General features: G+C 38.0%; 16 protein-coding genes. 11 read left to right on the top strand and 5 right to left on the bottom strand.

Annotation, left to right across the window (positions count from 1 at the left end):
• Positions 1 to 6: 6 nt before the first annotated feature.
• From J3U73_RS00410 to J3U73_RS00425, 4 genes are all read left to right on the top strand, one after another.
• Positions 7 to 822 carry a glutamate ABC transporter substrate-binding protein gene (locus J3U73_RS00410; protein ID WP_267409283.1) on the top strand — a complete coding sequence of 272 codons (816 nt, stop codon included), beginning with the start codon at positions 7 to 9 and terminating at the stop codon, positions 820 to 822.
• Positions 819 to 1,457: an amino acid ABC transporter permease gene (locus tag J3U73_RS00415; protein ID WP_103751989.1), complete on the top strand. Its 639-nt coding sequence runs from the start codon at positions 819 to 821 to the stop codon at positions 1,455 to 1,457. The genes J3U73_RS00410 and J3U73_RS00415 overlap by 4 nt, the downstream gene beginning before the upstream one ends.
• Before the next feature lie 16 nt (positions 1,458 to 1,473).
• On the top strand, positions 1,474 to 2,127 hold the full coding sequence (locus tag J3U73_RS00420) for an amino acid ABC transporter permease (RefSeq protein ID WP_220269281.1): 654 nt from the start codon (positions 1,474 to 1,476) through the stop codon (positions 2,125 to 2,127).
• A 109-nt stretch (positions 2,128 to 2,236) separates the two neighbouring features.
• Positions 2,237 to 2,773: a ClbS/DfsB family four-helix bundle protein gene (locus J3U73_RS00425; protein ID WP_267385757.1), complete on the top strand. Its 537-nt coding sequence runs from the start codon at positions 2,237 to 2,239 to the stop codon at positions 2,771 to 2,773.
• A gap of 36 nt (positions 2,774 to 2,809) precedes the next feature.
• On the opposite strand, the gene J3U73_RS00430 is transcribed toward J3U73_RS00425, so the two are convergent.
• The 4 genes from J3U73_RS00430 to J3U73_RS00445 form a co-directional block, all read right to left on the bottom strand.
• Positions 2,810 to 3,430: a TetR/AcrR family transcriptional regulator gene (locus tag J3U73_RS00430; protein WP_267409284.1), complete on the bottom strand. Its 621-nt coding sequence runs from the start codon at positions 3,428 to 3,430 to the stop codon at positions 2,810 to 2,812.
• A 21-nt stretch (positions 3,431 to 3,451) separates the two neighbouring features.
• Entirely contained in the window at positions 3,452 to 4,591 is a 1,140-nt protein-coding gene (locus J3U73_RS00435) for an ABC transporter permease (protein WP_267409285.1), read from the bottom strand.
• Positions 4,588 to 5,316 (bottom strand): ABC transporter ATP-binding protein, encoded by a 729-nt coding sequence (locus J3U73_RS00440; protein ID WP_220232856.1) that lies wholly within the window; start codon positions 5,314 to 5,316, stop codon positions 4,588 to 4,590. Before J3U73_RS00440 ends, J3U73_RS00435 begins: the two co-directional genes overlap by 4 nt.
• A gap of 262 nt (positions 5,317 to 5,578) precedes the next feature.
• On the bottom strand, positions 5,579 to 6,319 hold the full coding sequence (locus J3U73_RS00445) for a CPBP family intramembrane glutamic endopeptidase (protein WP_103752004.1): 741 nt from the start codon (positions 6,317 to 6,319) through the stop codon (positions 5,579 to 5,581).
• Positions 6,320 to 6,538: 219 nt separating this feature from the next.
• Between J3U73_RS00445 and J3U73_RS00450 the strand changes: the two genes are divergently transcribed.
• The gene (locus J3U73_RS00450; protein ID WP_267409690.1) at positions 6,539 to 7,387 is read left to right on the top strand and encodes an aldo/keto reductase; all 849 of its coding nucleotides are present in this window, start codon (positions 6,539 to 6,541) and stop codon (positions 7,385 to 7,387) included.
• Positions 7,388 to 7,442: 55 nt separating this feature from the next.
• On the opposite strand, the gene J3U73_RS00455 is transcribed toward J3U73_RS00450, so the two are convergent.
• On the bottom strand, positions 7,443 to 8,102 hold the full coding sequence (locus J3U73_RS00455; RefSeq protein ID WP_267409286.1) for a CPBP family intramembrane glutamic endopeptidase: 660 nt from the start codon (positions 8,100 to 8,102) through the stop codon (positions 7,443 to 7,445).
• Between the two features lie 239 nt (positions 8,103 to 8,341).
• Between J3U73_RS00455 and J3U73_RS00460 the strand changes: the two genes are divergently transcribed.
• The 6 genes from J3U73_RS00460 (at position 8,342) to J3U73_RS00485 (ending at position 14,720) form a co-directional block, all read left to right on the top strand.
• A complete protein-coding gene (locus J3U73_RS00460; RefSeq protein ID WP_267409287.1) occupies positions 8,342 to 9,484 on the top strand; it encodes a CDP-glycerol glycerophosphotransferase family protein in 1,143 nt (380 codons plus the stop codon).
• Between the two features lie 10 nt (positions 9,485 to 9,494).
• The gene (locus J3U73_RS00465; RefSeq protein ID WP_103752007.1) at positions 9,495 to 10,925 is read left to right on the top strand and encodes an oligosaccharide flippase family protein; all 1,431 of its coding nucleotides are present in this window, start codon (positions 9,495 to 9,497) and stop codon (positions 10,923 to 10,925) included.
• Between the two features lie 2 nt (positions 10,926 to 10,927).
• Positions 10,928 to 11,626: a glycosyltransferase family 32 protein gene (locus tag J3U73_RS00470; protein ID WP_220220867.1), complete on the top strand. Its 699-nt coding sequence runs from the start codon at positions 10,928 to 10,930 to the stop codon at positions 11,624 to 11,626.
• Positions 11,626 to 12,084: a SprT family protein gene (locus J3U73_RS00475; protein ID WP_267409288.1), complete on the top strand. Its 459-nt coding sequence runs from the start codon at positions 11,626 to 11,628 to the stop codon at positions 12,082 to 12,084. Before J3U73_RS00470 ends, J3U73_RS00475 begins: the two co-directional genes overlap by 1 nt.
• A gap of 116 nt (positions 12,085 to 12,200) precedes the next feature.
• Positions 12,201 to 12,893: a MarR family winged helix-turn-helix transcriptional regulator gene (locus J3U73_RS00480; protein ID WP_267409289.1), complete on the top strand. Its 693-nt coding sequence runs from the start codon at positions 12,201 to 12,203 to the stop codon at positions 12,891 to 12,893.
• 75 nt (positions 12,894 to 12,968) lie between these two features.
• The gene (locus tag J3U73_RS00485) at positions 12,969 to 14,720 is read left to right on the top strand and encodes an ABC transporter ATP-binding protein (RefSeq protein WP_267409290.1); all 1,752 of its coding nucleotides are present in this window, start codon (positions 12,969 to 12,971) and stop codon (positions 14,718 to 14,720) included.
• Positions 14,721 to 14,752: the final 32 nt, after the last annotated feature.

The raw sequence follows: 14,752 nt of genomic DNA on the forward strand, positions 1-14,752 counted from the left end.
CCAATTATGAAGAAAAAATTTTGGCTGTTTCCTTTATTAGCGTGTATCTTGATGTTGACCGGATGTGGCAAAAGCTTGAGCGATCAATCTGTTTTAAATAATGTCAAGCAGTCAAATACAATCACCTGGGGTGTAAAAGGTGATGTTAGATTATTTGGTTTGATTGATGTCCGTGATGGCCAGCAAAAGGGCTTTGACGTTGATATGGCAAAGGCTATCACTAAGCATATTCTCGGGCCTAAAGGGCGTGCTGAGTTTGTTACTACCACTTCGCAATCGAGAATTCCGCTGTTGAAAAATGGCAATGTTGATGCAGTGATTGCGACGATGTCGATTACGCCTGAGCGGAAAAAAGTAATTTCATTTTCGAAGTCTTACTTTGATGCCGGGCAATCACTACTTGTTCCCAAGAGTTCAAAAATAAGAAGCACTAAGGATTTAAATGGTAAGACCGTTATCGGGGTAGTCGGTTCTAATTCAGTTGATAACATTAAAAAGGCTGCGCCGAAAGCGAAAGTAATCGAACTGCAAGATTATGCTCAGGCAATGAACGCATTGAAATCAGGTCAAGGCGACGCTTTGACAACTGATAATGGTATTTTGTTTGGGTTGGCAGTTCAAAACCCAGGATATGAAGTTCGAGGTGGTACTTTTACTGTTGAACCTTATGGTGTTGCAGTTGATAAGGGACAAACCGGATTCACTAAGGCTGTTGATAAGGCAGTTCTTGAAATGCAGCATAGTGGTGAATACAATCGCTTGATTAAAAAGTGGTTCGGCGACGTTCCAGGATTTAATTATAAGGAGCTGTATCGCCGATGATTAACATTTTTACAAAATTTAGTGGCCAACTGCTCGTTGGATTAGGCTGGACCGTATTTTCCAGTGTGATTGCATTATTTTTTAGTTTAATAATCGGAACAATTTTCGCAATTATGGAAGTAGTTCCGAGTAAAGTGGCACGCGTTATTGGGCGTGCATATGTTGAAATTTTACGTAATATTCCACTACTAGTTATTACCATGTTCTTTTATTTGGTTATTCCAATGTATGTGGTTAAAATTAACGGTTTTACAGCGGGAACAATTGGCCTAACGCTTTATACTTCCGCATTTATCGCTGAAACCATTCGCTCAGGAATTCAATCTGTCTCTGGCGGACAGATGGAGGGGGCACGTTCTACCGGTATGACTTACTGGCAGGCAATGCGTTATATTATTTTGCCGCAAGCATTTAAAATTGTAATTCCACCATTAGGAAATCAGTTTGTTAACTTGGTTAAAAATTCATCGGTTCTGGCATTTGTGGCTGGATTTGATTTAATGTATCAGGCAAACTCGATTGCTTCAACAACTTTTGATACTATCAACAGCTATCTAGTAGTTGGTGTTTTATATTTAATTATCACGTTGCCGCTTAGTTACTACATGCAGCATTTAGAGAAGAAATTAGCCTAAGGGGAGGGACAGTGAAATGCAAAATTGGATTAACGCCTTTTCGTGGCTAAACGTACGCTTTTTATTGATGGGCCTCTGGGTAACGATTTATATTTCTGTAATTTCGGTTATTTTGAGTTTCATCTTCGGTTCAATTCTGGGCATTATTAGATATTCAAAAATCAAGTATGTTTCAAAGATTGTTGGTTTCATTATCGATATTATCCGCAATGTACCCTTGCTTTTAATCATCTTCTTTACCTACTTTGGGTTGCCCAATTTTGGTCTCAGACCGGAAACAATTCCTGCTGCCATTATTGCGATGACAGTTTTTGAATCGAGTATGCTAGCAGAAATTGTTAGGTCAGGGATTCAATCAGTCTCAAGTGGTCAAATGGAAGGTGCTAGATCGACTGGAATGTCCTTTGTTCAAGCTCTCTGGCATGTTGTTTTACCACAGGCTTATAAAAACATGGTACCAACTATTATTAGTCAGTTTGTTTCACTAATTAAAGACACATCATTGGCTACAATCATTGTGGTGCCGGAAATGATGCAACACGCACAAGTTATTTATGGTCAAAATGCCAATTATATTCTACCGATGTTTGCGGCTTTAGCAGTACTTTATTTTATTGTTTGCTTTACTCTGTCAATTATTGGTAACGTAATTGGGAAACATTTGACTTAAGTTGAAGATAAAATTAATCAATTTAAAAAGATTTCATTATATGTAATAAGTCCCGAAAGTTAGACAACTTTCGAGGTACGTAGCGCATTGTCTTAATAGGAGAAAAATAATGGCTAGACCAACTAGTAAAGCTGATTTGATTGAGGCAAGCAATACTGCTTACGAGAAAATAGTTGACCTCATTGATTCTTTACCCGAGAAGGCGCAGACTGGCAACTTTGCTTTTGAAACTGATAAATTAAAGGGTGAACATTGGAAGCGGGATCGCAATATCCGCGATGTGCTGATTCACTTATACGAGTGGCAAAAACTGCTATTGGAATGGATTGAAAATAATCAGGCAGGAAAAGCACAGGACTTTTTACCAGATGGCTATAACTGGCGTAATTATGGTGAAATGAATCAACAAATATGGCAGAAACACCAGAAAACCAGTTTAAAAGAAGCTGAAGAATTACTGGCTAAAAGTCATCAGCAGGTAATGAAATTACTTGCGACTTTTTCTAATGATCAACTATTTACCAAGAATGTTTTTTCTTGGACCGGGAATAATACTTTAGGAACCTATTTTATTTCGAATACCTCTAGCCATTATGAATGGGCATTAAAGAAGTTACGTAAGTACAAAAGGTCTTTAAAACAATAATAAAAACCGTTGGCAATCTTGCCAGCGGTTTTTAAGTTACGCAGTTAATCCGAGGTAAATTTGTTTTTTGATTAAAGCTAAATCAGCATTTTTATCTTGAGAGTTAATGCCAAATACCTTGACTTGAACGACATACGTAAAAATGGGACTAATAAAAATTCGTAAGAGTTGAATTGAAGTTAGGTCAGAATTGATTTCACCAAAACGCTTTTTTAAATCGTCAAAATAGGCGAAAACACCATTTTTACCTGCGATCTCAGTTTTAATCAGATCAATAATCTTATTGTCCGTTAATAATTCCTGGATAAATAATTTTAGAAAATCAAAATTAATTAGTAAAAATTGAATCCGATCCTCAACTAAAAATGAAATTAACTTTGTTAAATCATGATAATCATCCAGCTGCACAAAGAAATTATCTTTAATTTCAGTTAACATCGGGCTTAATAACTTGGCCAGTAAATCATCCTTAGATTTAAAGTATTTGTAAATTGTTCCTTCGCTGACGCCAGCTTCGTGAGCTATTTCTGCCGTTGTAGTCGCATGGAAGCCTTTTTTTGAAAATAATTTCAGCCCCGCTAATAATACTTTCTTTTTACCAGAAGGAATCTCTTGGTTTGCAATTTCTTCTTGATAACTTGCCAAAACTTTAACCATATCTTATCTCCCAAGTGGTTTTTATACTTTACGATATCTCTTTAAACCTACTACATTCAGGTATATCAATATTACCAGAAAAATGAGCAAAGCTAAAATATCACCAGTTATGCTGCTTAACCCTTTACCATAGAGCATGATTTTGGTTAGGGCATCGCCCGTGTAGGTTAATGGTAGCACTTTACCGATATATTGAACCCAATTGGCCATTGTATCTAGTGGAATTATTCCAGAAAAGAATACTTGGGGGACGATAACAATTGGAATCAGCTGCATCATTTGAAATTCGGACCCGGCCAAAGTAGATAGCAAAAGACCGAAAGCCAAAGCTACGAGGGCAAGTAGGAAGCTGACTAAAATAACATTGAAAATGTTACCGACGACCTCGATTTTTAATAGCCAAATGGTTGCCAAAACAATGACGGTAGCTTGAGCTATCGAAATTATGCCGTAACCAAACATGTAACCAAAAACGATCTCGCTTCGTCTGACAGGAGTTGCTAGCAAGCGATCGAGTGTGCCACTGGTTCGCTCTTTTAATAAAGCCATTCCTGAAATGAGAAAAACAAACAAGAAAACGAAGAAGCCTAGTAAAATTGGGACCATTTTGGCAAAAAAGCCAGTATCCTTATTGCCGTATTGGTAATGATTGACGATTTTAACCTTGTCCGTCTTTTTGTTCTTAGGTGCTTGGGGCAGTGTTTTGGCAAGTAAGGGATTAGCTTTAATAAGTTTGGCTTGCATTTTTTGAGTCTTTTTAAGTTTAGAAGTCAAAATTTGAAAACTATCCTTAGTCAATGCGGCGTTTAGTGCCTGTTTAGTCAGAACTGTTTTACCAGAATCCGTATTTGCATGCGTAACGTCATATTTGTTGTCATGATAGTAGATAACGGCATCAACTTTATGATTTTTCAGTTCTTTAGCAGCAACTTTTTGATCCTGGTACTTAACCGTATCAATGCCATCAATTTTTCTTAATTTCCGTGTGATTGACGGGTTAACATCTACCGTGGCAATTGTTGCTTCGGATTTAGAGTTAGCTGAAAACATTACGTTCATCAGCCACATTACTAAAATTGGTGCAAGAAACATTAACGCCAATGATCTTTTGTCACGGAATAATTCTATTAAGACCTTTTTGGTAATTGCTAAAGTTCTCATTCTGCTGCTTCCTCACTTTCTGCCTTTAAAAAGACGTCTTCAATTGAGTCAACCTGGTATTGCTCCTCTAATTTCTTTGGTTCCGCAAAAGCAATGATTTTACCATTTAAAAGTAGGGCCACGCGATCGGTCAGCTCCGCTTCGTCCATAACATGCGTCGTAATTAACACGCTTCGACCTTGGTCACGGATTAACTTAAGTTCGTGCCAAATTTTGCGGCGCAACGATGGGTCAATTCCGACAGTCGGTTCATCAAGCACTAATAATTCAGGTTGGCCTAAAAGGGCGATTGCTAGTGATAACCGCCGCTTCATGCCGCCAGAATAATTGGCTACTCGTTTATTTAAATCGGCGGTTAATTCAACTACATTTGCTGTATAGGCAATTTCTTGTTCTAATTCAGTCCCCGACACGCCTTTCATCTTGCCAAAAAATTGAAGATTTTCTTTCGCGCTTAGAGTTTCGTACAGGGCATCAGACTGTGCCATATAACCAATTTGACTTAAAATCTGGCGGTTAGGCATTTGTGTACCTAACACAAGCGTTTCACCACTGTCGACTTTTTCCATCCCAAGCATGGTCTTAATCGTAGTTGACTTTCCCGCTCCAGAAGGGCCGATTAGACCAACGATTTCTTTCGGCATGACATTGAGGTTAATATCATGTAAAACGGTTTGCTTACCATAGGATTTTTGTAAATGAGTTAAATTAATAAGATAAGCCATAATTTCCTCCTTTAATAAGTGAGTGTTTACTCACCTATAGATAGTATTGTAGTGAGTACTTACTCACTTGTCAACTAAAAGTGTTAATTTTGTTCTTTATTTAGTAAGATTGAATAAAATATAAGTAGGGAAATGACTAACTAAACCTTACTGACTACTTGTCGTATACTATGGATTGCTTTATTAAGCCAAAATAAATGCTTCTCTTGATCAATCAGGAGAAGCATTTTTGCACGTTAATGTTTAATAATAAAAGAATGACCTACTTAGTTGCTAATAACAGAACTAAAAAGGCAAGCGTATCGAATAAGAAGTGAACCAGAAAACTAACCCACATATTGTGCGTTTTGATAAAGGCTAGGTTTAACACGATGCGGGTAAAAGCCAGCCCCAAAATGACGTAGCCCAGATTATAGTCGTATGTAGACAAATGAAGTAGGGCAAATACAAGTGCTGAGCCAATGTTACCCCACCAGATAGGGGCAGGTAAATGCAGACTAGTTGCTAGTTGCGTAAGAGCTAGCAAGGGCATGATTGCTAAAAATTCTTCGCCCATAATTTGGATAGCACTGCTAAAGCGCTGGTAAAAGAAGATTGTCCAAACATGCGGAGACTTTAGGGTTAATCCGGCAGCAGCGTTTCCTGAAACGGAACCAAAAATGTTCTGTGAAATTATTCCCGTTACTACTGAAGTTACGTAAGCAACAATAAAGAAAGCAGCAATCAATAACCATTCTTTAGCGTGAGGGAAATGAAATAGTTGCCGCCACCTGTTGTTGGTAGCGATTTGAGCACCAATAATTTGGATAGCAAGAAAAACAGTAACGACAATTAGTTGGAAAATAGCTGCCACGATACTAGGGTGGTTTTCATCAAAGGCTAAAAAGTCTGGTATTTGAATCCCGGGCATGATTAAACAACAATATGCAAGCAAGTTGGAAAAGATAATAATTAACCATTGTTTACCTGATAATTTAAATGAATTTGTAAATGATTCTTCCATTAAAGTAGCCCTCCTATATTGTTTATTGTAGAGTGGTGCCAACCAAATAACAATTTTGGGGCTCACCGGGGCAATGATTTTGCTATTACAGTTTTTATCATATTATTGACAAGATTATAAACTGCTGTTGCGCTAAATTGCTCTTTTAGCTAATGATATAGTATGCTTAAGTTAGCAAGATAATATTGAAAATATATTCTAATAGAAAGGAACTTAATGATGAAAACAGTGACGATTAATCAGCAAAAATTGCCGGTCTTAGGTATTGGTACATGGGAAATGGGTAATTCGGCTGTGGCAGAAAAAGAAGAGATTAAGGCAATTCAAGCTGGTCTTGATGCTGGTTTACGCGTGATTGACACGGCAGAAATGTATGGCAATGGCCGCTCGGAAAGTTTAGTTGGACAGGCTATCAAGCCATATCAAAGATCAGATTTATTTTTAATTTCTAAAGTTTTACCTCAAAATGCCTCTGCTGCTAAAATGCAACAAAGTGTTGAGAATAGTTTAAAGCGTCTGCAAACAGATTACCTTGACTTATATTTATATCATTGGCGAGGAATGGTTCCACTTGAAGAAACGGTTGAAACACTTCAAAGCTTGCAAGAAAAAGGCTATTTTCGGGCTTGGGGCGTTTCCAATTTTGATATCGCTGATATGGAAGAATTATGGCAATTGCCTAGTGGTAAAAATGTGGCTGCCAATGAGGATCTATATAACCTAGAGACACGTGGAATTGAATACAGTCTCTTGCCTTGGCAAAGAAAGCATCATCTTCCTTTAATTGCCTATAGTCCATTGGGAAGAGGACCAAAAATGGGAAGTACGATGACCCAAGATCCGGCTGTGATGGCCGTTGCTCAAAATCATGGTGCTACTCCTTTTCAAGTTCTACTAGCTTGGGTAATGCAACAACCTGATGTTCTTGCTATTCCAAAAAGCAGCAGTTCCAAGCATTTGCTCTCGAATTTAAAGGCATTAGAAATCGACCTGACTCCCGATGACTTAGCAATTTTGGCAAAAGCATACCCGAAACCAACTAAAAAAGAACCATTAGCAATTTATTAACTAATGGTTCATAACTGATTTGATGTGATTAATTTTAAGAGTGGGAATTAAGTGATTAAAGCAAGAAAACGGTTAAGATTAAATCCCAGAACATATGAAAGATAATGGGCACAAAAATATTTTTGCTTTTGATAAATAGTAGACCAAACAAAATTCCCAGAATGATTACCGTAAATTCAGCCCCAGAAGCGAAGTTGCTTAAAAAAGTTCCGGTTCGATACCAGATTGGGAAATGAATAACCAAAAATAAAATACTATCGATTAACAGAGCAACCCATGTTTTAAATTTGGGTAATAATGCATTTAAAATCCAGCCACGAAAAACTAGTTCTTCAGTAATGCCAACAATTAAAAAGCTGCCAATTAAATCTGTTGGGTGCCAACTAGGATTTATCCGGATTGTTCCACTAGTAAAATAAACGGTAGCAAACAGGTAAATAAGCATAAGGATAAATAATCCAAGGTATGGCCAGAAGCGAAAATGATTTTTAAACATAGTGGAATACCCGATTGCCAGCTGATCAGAATATTTTTTGATTAAGAAATAGGCCGGAATGCTCCAAGTGGCCAATTTTACTAAAGCACTGATTGATTCTTGCAAAAGCGGGATACTAGAATATTGCCAGTTGCATATTTCTTCTACCGCCCACCATAAATAAAAAATAAATAGGTAAGTGATCAGAAGTTTGTTAGAAACAGTTTGCTTATTTGCCATTATTTTTCCTCAGGTATTCTACAATTTTAATCATAAATGAACTAAATTTAGTCTAGCAAGAAGCCAATTTCTGTGCAAGCTGGCCATTATCAACAATTTTAGAATGCAATTGCGCAAGCGCTGTCTACTGGCAAAAGCGGTGTAAATAGTTAAAAAACTAAAAAATAAAGTAAAAAAGCTTGAGTTTGCTCAAGCTTTTTCTGTACCCTTATACTAAGTAAGAATTGGGAAGTTAAAGAATGAAAAATTGGTTATTTCGAATTTACATGTGCCTGATGAAAATTAGTGCACGATTTACGAAAATTAGGGAAAACAAAATAGTAGTTTTAAATGGAGCCGGCAGATCGGGATCAAACGGTTATCTTTTTGCTAAATATATGAAGAAAAATCATCCTGAATATGAAATCACTGTAGTTGAGCCGTGGCCCTCGTCACACTTGCCGCTAGCGACTTGGCGCGAAATCGGAGCTGCCAAGTTTATTTTAACCACGCATCAACCATTTAAAATTCACCCTAAGCAGGTTAATATTCAATTTTGGCATGGCATTCCACTTAAGCGAATGGGAATTATGGCTAATAATACTAAACGCAAAACCGACATGCGCAATGCTAAACTTTGGCAAAAAAATGCGGATGTAGTGTGTTCGAGCTCAGATTTGTATGAAACACTTATGAGTGCTTGCTGCGCCATTGAGACTACCAAATACCAAAAAGTGGGCTTCCCGCGCTTGGACGCATTAAAGCATCCTGCATTGTCAAAGGCGCAGCTATTGACCGCTTTATTTAAGGTTCAAGATGAGCAAGCTCAAATTGCGATCTATATGCCGACATTTCGCTATGAAATGGAAGATGAACAAATCATGGCCCAGATTAAGGCCGGCAACTTTTTTGCCTTGCCGGATTTTGATGCTGAATCGTTAAATGATGCTTTAAAAGCAAAGCACCAGTACTTAATTGTTAAACTGCACCCGTACGAAATGCAGCTTTTAGGAACGCAGACCAGTCACTATTCTAATATTGCTTACCTTAATAATGACTATTTATTTGCACATGATTATGATTTATATGAGCTCTTGGGCAATACCGATATGCTTATTACTGACTATTCATCAATTTATTTTGATTATTTAACTTTAGACAAGCCAATTATTTTTGTAACTAATTACCTAAGGCAGTATGAGCAAAAACGGGGGCTTTTGCTTGGTCCTTATGAAGAAGTAGTTCCTGGTATTTGCGTTAAAACACAAGCAGAATTGCTTGCAGGGCTTAGTGCACCTGACCGAAAACAACAGAAACGGCAATATTGGCTGCACCTAACTAATCAATTGCAACATGAATCAGCGTGTGCGGTGATTTATGCCTTAATGGTAAATCAGTATTAGAGGAAAAATTGTGAAGAAAACATTTTTAAATATTTTATATAATGCGGTTTATCAAATTTTTCTCGTTTTGGTACCGTTAATTACGGTACCGTATCTGTCTCGCATTTTGGGACCAAAAACTTACGGTATCTATAGTAATGTCAACAATATTGTGCAATTCCTGATGATTTTTTGTACTTTGTCAGTTTCTTACATTGGGATGAGAACCATTTCGCAAACGCGTGCTTTCGGTAATCAGCAAGAATTAACGGATGCTTTTTGGGGATTATGGTATTTTCAAGCGTTAGCTGGTCTGGTTACGATTATTTTGGTGGTTGCTGTCACCAGTTTTTGTCATCTTAAATACGGCAATTATCTATTATTGATGGTGCCATACTTAATCTCGGCACAAGTTGATATTTCCTGGTTTTTCCAAGGGTTGGCAGCCTTTGGCCGGGTGGTTTTAAAAAATACGGCAGTAAAGCTTGTTTCAGTTGTGCTAATTTTATTATGGGTTAAACAGCCAGGGGATTTATGGAAATACATGTTAATCATGTCAGTTTCCACAATGCTGGGTTCATTTGTTTTTTGGTTTGATATTCACCGCTATGTCGGTGGACCAGTTAAGCACTTTTATAAGTACCAAACAACAATTAAAGCAATCATCACACTGCTTATTCCCCAAATTGCGACCCAAATCTATACTTCGCTTGATAAGCCAATTTTAGGGCTTTTTCAAAATTCCACTCAGGTGGCCTATTACGATAATTCACAGCGAATTTCGAACATGGTGCTGGGAATTGTAACTAGTATTTCACTTGTAATTATGCCCAAAATGGCTGGTGAGGGAAAAAAAGAACAACGAGTTATTTTAAAAAAATCACTTGAAGCAACGGTGATGCTGGGAACGATGTTTGCCGTGATTATCATGGCAAATACGAAAGAATTTGTCCCGTTTTTCTTTGGTCATAAATTTATTCCAATGACACCACTGATGTTCTTTTTTGCACTAACAATTGTTATGATTCCAACCGGTGGCGTTTTTGCCAACCAATTTGCCTTAGCCAATCACCGCGACCGTGATTATGCATTACCAGTAATTATTGGTGCCTTTCTTGAAGTGATCTTGAGTTACTTTCTTGACCGCCTTTATGGTGCAACCGGGGCGATGGTGGCAATCTTAATAACCGAATTTATTGTTTTGCTTTTGCGCTTGTGGATTGTGCGTGACGGCTATGACTTTAAGTATTCCTTTAAAGAAATTCCCAAGTACCTGCTTATTTCCGTTATTGTCCTAGCAGTGGGGATGATTTTGCCACCAATAGTTTCATCAGCCTTTTTCAATATGGTAATAAAGTCAATAATCATGTTCCTTCTATATGTAGGATTAATGTTTTTGATGAAACTTGATTTTAACCAAGATATTATTATGTTACTAAAACGATTTTTTACACGAGGATAGAAATGATTCCTAAAATTATTCATTATGTTTGGGTCGGGGGTAATCCTAAGCCTAAAAATATTCAGCGGTGCATGAAAACGTGGCAAAAGCACTTGCAGGACTACCAGATTATCGAATGGAACGAAGATAATTTTGATATTCATGAAAATAAGTACGTCGAACAGGCCTATAAGGCTAAAAAATGGGCGTTTGTTTCGGATTACATTCGTGCCAAAGCTGTGTACGAAATGGGCGGAATCTATTTGGATACGGATGTCTTGGTGTTAGATAACCTTGAATCCCTTCTTAATAATCGTGCCTTTGTTGGTTTTGAAAATCCGGCTAACCCGTTTACCGCCGTTTTTGGTGCCGAGAAGCATCACCCACTGCTAAAAGATATGCTGGCCTATTATGATGACCGCAACTTTTCATTTGATCATAATGATCAATTGGCGGGAGTTAATACGGTCTCAGTTTCCGATATTTTAAAAACCAAGTATCAAGCGCAGCCGAATAATAAGGAGCAAGTGTTAAGTAGTGGGATTCATGTTTATCCCGACGGTATTTTATGCAATCCATCGCCAAAGTCAAAAACCATTCACGTTTTTACCGGCACTTGGATGGAAGGCGCTAAACCACTAAAACGCAAATTAGTAACTGCTCTAAAAGTGCGCATTAAGACCCAAAAAGAAGCTGCACTTTACGCTAAGATTTTTCGCTAATGACGCAAGAAGAACTGCAAAAACTAGTGGAAGAGGTTTCGCTGAAGTATTTTGGTAAGCCTTTTTGTCATGATGTCAAAATTAATTCCCGTATGACAACGACAGGGGGACGCTACCACTTAGCCGATCATCACCTCGAAATTAACGCTCATTTTTTAGCACCGCAGTACCGAGACGCCTTAATTGGCATCATAAAACACGAATTGGTGCATTATCATTTGCATCTTGCTAGCAAAGGTTATCGGCACCGTGATGCTGACTTTAAAGTATTATTAGCGAAGGTGGGCGGCAGTCGTTATGTCCCTGATATCGGGTTGAAACGCAGCCGTAGAGTTAACTACATTTACCGCTGTCAAAGATGTGGTCAAACTTACCACCGCGTGCGCCAGATTAACGTTCGCCGGTATGCTTGCGGCAAGTGTGGCGGAAAGCTGCGACTTGATGAGACGCTGCGCTAATAACATAAAAATTAATCAATTTTGTTTGACAATTGATTAGGTACCAAACTATAATTTAAGTATAAACATTAGGTACCTAACTAAAATCAAAAAATAAATATTAAGGAGATTTAATCATGAGTCAAACAAGTGATAATTTAATGAAGCAATTACATTTCATTATGCGTGCAAGCCGTTATTTCATGTTTGAAAATAAACTGCCGATTTCGGGTCAAAAACGGGTTTTGGCGGTAATTAAGCTTGAAGATGGTCTAACACAAAACTATTTAGCAGAAATTTTAGCCTTAAAGCCTGGTTCACTAGCAGAATTGTTAAAAAAGATGGAAGCTAAGGGGATCATTAGACGTGAAACTGATGAAAAAGATAAACGAGTAAAACGGGTCTACTTGACTGAAGAAGGTCGAAAAGAGGCTAATAAGCTAGACGCACTGAAAAAGAAGCAAGACACCACTGCCTTTTTTGCCGGATTAAGTGAAGATGAACAGACCAATTTTAGTCATTACTTGGAGAAGATCGCTGACGGCTGGGATGATGACTTTAAACACGAAGCACAAAAGTTTGTTGATCCCGCTTTTCGGATGCAGGCATACTCAAAATGGCACAAGTATGCTGAAAGCCACGACTTTTCTAAAGAAGAAATGCGCCAAATGTGTCACCGGATGCATAATCGGAACCATTACCATGATGAATACTGCCGCGATTTCAAACGACCAGATTTTAAGCATAAATATTGTGATTTTGATAAAAAATGGGAGTATGACCGCGACTTTTGGCGAAAATTTTGGCATAATGAAGATGAAGAAATATAATTAGAATAAAGTAAAAAAGTTTTTCAGTTAATGAAAAACTTTTTGTTTAGACAAATTTAGAAAGCCGGTATTTTAATGGCGTTCAAGTCACGTAAAGGTAAGACTAAGCAAATTAAGCTAAGCGATTTCTTTCATTTATTAAATCAATTGGACTTAAAGAAATCTTTGTTTGTTATGGGCTTAACTTTTAGTCTAGTTACTAGCGCGGCTAATCTAGTTTTACCACTATTAACTCGTGATCTAGTTGATACAAGTAAATGGGACAAGTTTAACTATCATAGTATGGTAATTATTATTGTTATTTTCGTTGTTCAACTGGTGTTAGGAACTCTGGGCGGCTACATTTTACGCTACTTCGGTGAAAGTGTGGTTAAGAGTTTGAGAGAGAAGTTATGGAACCACTTATTATCATTGCCAATTTCTTATTTTGACGAAAATAAAGCCGGTGAAAGCAGTTCGCGGCTGGTTAATGATACGGGAGTCATTAAAGACTTAATTGCTTCGCAATTTCCCAACTTTATTACTGGGGCGATCCAACTCTTCTTTTCGCTGATTATCCTGTTTGTGATGGATTGGCAGATGGCTTTATTAATGTTCACGATTGTCCCAATTGTGGTACTCGTCTTATTACCTGTTGGTCGAATCATGGCCAGACTGGGACGAAAATTGCAGAGCGCCACAGCAGAATTTAACGGTGACGTTAGTGAAAAGCTGTCTGAAGTGCGGCTAATTAAGGCCAGCAATGGTGAAAAGTTTGAACAAAAGCACGGGCAGCGAATGATTCAAAAAATATTTAAGATTGGTGTAGTGGATGCCCGCGTGGAAGCTATTTTGCAACCAATCATGACTACTTTAATGATGGCTGCCTTTGCCGGCATCTTAGCTTTTGGCTTAATTCGTGTTGGCCAAGGCAGTTTATCTAGTGGTTCCCTAGTTGCTTTTCTACTTTATTTATTTAATGTAATTGCTCCAGTGGCCAATTTTGCCACTTTCTTTTCTCAAATTCAAAAAGCGCTGGGATCGACTGAACGGATTCAAGCAATTTTAGCAATCAAACCAGAGAAGGACAAAACTAGTCCGAAGACGGATTTAGCTAATAAGACGTTAACGGCTGAAAATTTAAGTTTTAGTTATGAACCAGGGGAGCCAGTTTTAGAATCGGTTTCATTTACCTCCAAACCTAATTCGGTAATCGCCTTTGCTGGCCCAAGTGGTGGCGGGAAATCAACCATTTTTGCCCTAATTGAACGTTTTTACCAACCTGATAGCGGCAAAATTATGATCGATGAGCAAAATATTGTTGAGATTGATTTGGAAAATTGGCGCTCGCAGATCGGCTATGTTTCGCAAAATAGTGCCATTTTTTCTGGTACGATTCGTGACAATCTGACTTACGGCTTGCCTGGCAGTTTATCTGATGCTGAACTGTGGCGCGGATTGGCGCTTGCCTATGCGGACAAATTTGTCAAAGATTTTCCTAAACAAATGGACACAGAGATTGGTGAACGCGGAATTAAGCTTTCTGGCGGACAAAAGCAGCGCCTAGCAATTGCACGTGCCTTTTTACGCAATCCCAAAATTTTGATGCTTGATGAAGCAACAGCTAGTTTAGATTCTGAATCTGAAAGCAAAGTACAACAAGCATTAGATAAGTTAATGGTGAACCGAACTACTTTGGTCATTGCTCACCGACTCGCCACGATTGTTAACGCTGACCAAATTTACTTTATTGAGCATGGTCAAGTAACTGGTCACGGTACACATCACGAATTAATGAAAACTCATCCGCTATATGCACGTTATGTTAACGAACAGATGGTAGACTAACATTACTGGCAGATAGTGGCATTCTTGATTTA

It is taken from the genome of Lactobacillus sp. B4005, assembly GCF_026536045.1.
Taxonomy (GTDB): Bacteria; Bacillota; Bacilli; order Lactobacillales; family Lactobacillaceae; genus Lactobacillus; species Lactobacillus panisapium.

Bases quoted from the DNA above. Each gene is read 5' to 3' on its own strand.
- J3U73_RS00410 (WP_267409283.1), top strand. From the start codon at position 7: ATGAAGAAAAAATTTTGGCTGTTTCCTTTATTAGCGTGTATCTTGATG.
- J3U73_RS00415 (WP_103751989.1), top strand. From the start codon at position 819: ATGATTAACATTTTTACAAAATTTAGTGGCCAACTGCTCGTTGGATTA.
- J3U73_RS00420 (WP_220269281.1), top strand. From the start codon at position 1,474: ATGCAAAATTGGATTAACGCCTTTTCGTGGCTAAACGTACGCTTTTTA.
- J3U73_RS00425 (WP_267385757.1), top strand. From the start codon at position 2,237: ATGGCTAGACCAACTAGTAAAGCTGATTTGATTGAGGCAAGCAATACT.
- J3U73_RS00430 (WP_267409284.1), bottom strand. From the start codon at position 3,430: ATGGTTAAAGTTTTGGCAAGTTATCAAGAAGAAATTGCAAACCAAGAG.
- J3U73_RS00435 (WP_267409285.1), bottom strand. From the start codon at position 4,591: ATGAGAACTTTAGCAATTACCAAAAAGGTCTTAATAGAATTATTCCGT.
- J3U73_RS00440 (WP_220232856.1), bottom strand. From the start codon at position 5,316: ATGGCTTATCTTATTAATTTAACTCATTTACAAAAATCCTATGGTAAG.
- J3U73_RS00445 (WP_103752004.1), bottom strand. From the start codon at position 6,319: ATGGAAGAATCATTTACAAATTCATTTAAATTATCAGGTAAACAATGG.
- J3U73_RS00450 (WP_267409690.1), top strand. From the start codon at position 6,539: ATGAAAACAGTGACGATTAATCAGCAAAAATTGCCGGTCTTAGGTATT.
- J3U73_RS00455 (WP_267409286.1), bottom strand. From the start codon at position 8,102: ATGGCAAATAAGCAAACTGTTTCTAACAAACTTCTGATCACTTACCTA.
- J3U73_RS00460 (WP_267409287.1), top strand. From the start codon at position 8,342: ATGAAAAATTGGTTATTTCGAATTTACATGTGCCTGATGAAAATTAGT.
- J3U73_RS00470 (WP_220220867.1), top strand. From the start codon at position 10,928: ATGATTCCTAAAATTATTCATTATGTTTGGGTCGGGGGTAATCCTAAG.
- J3U73_RS00475 (WP_267409288.1), top strand. From the start codon at position 11,626: ATGACGCAAGAAGAACTGCAAAAACTAGTGGAAGAGGTTTCGCTGAAG.
- J3U73_RS00480 (WP_267409289.1), top strand. From the start codon at position 12,201: ATGAGTCAAACAAGTGATAATTTAATGAAGCAATTACATTTCATTATG.
- J3U73_RS00485 (WP_267409290.1), top strand. From the start codon at position 12,969: ATGGCGTTCAAGTCACGTAAAGGTAAGACTAAGCAAATTAAGCTAAGC.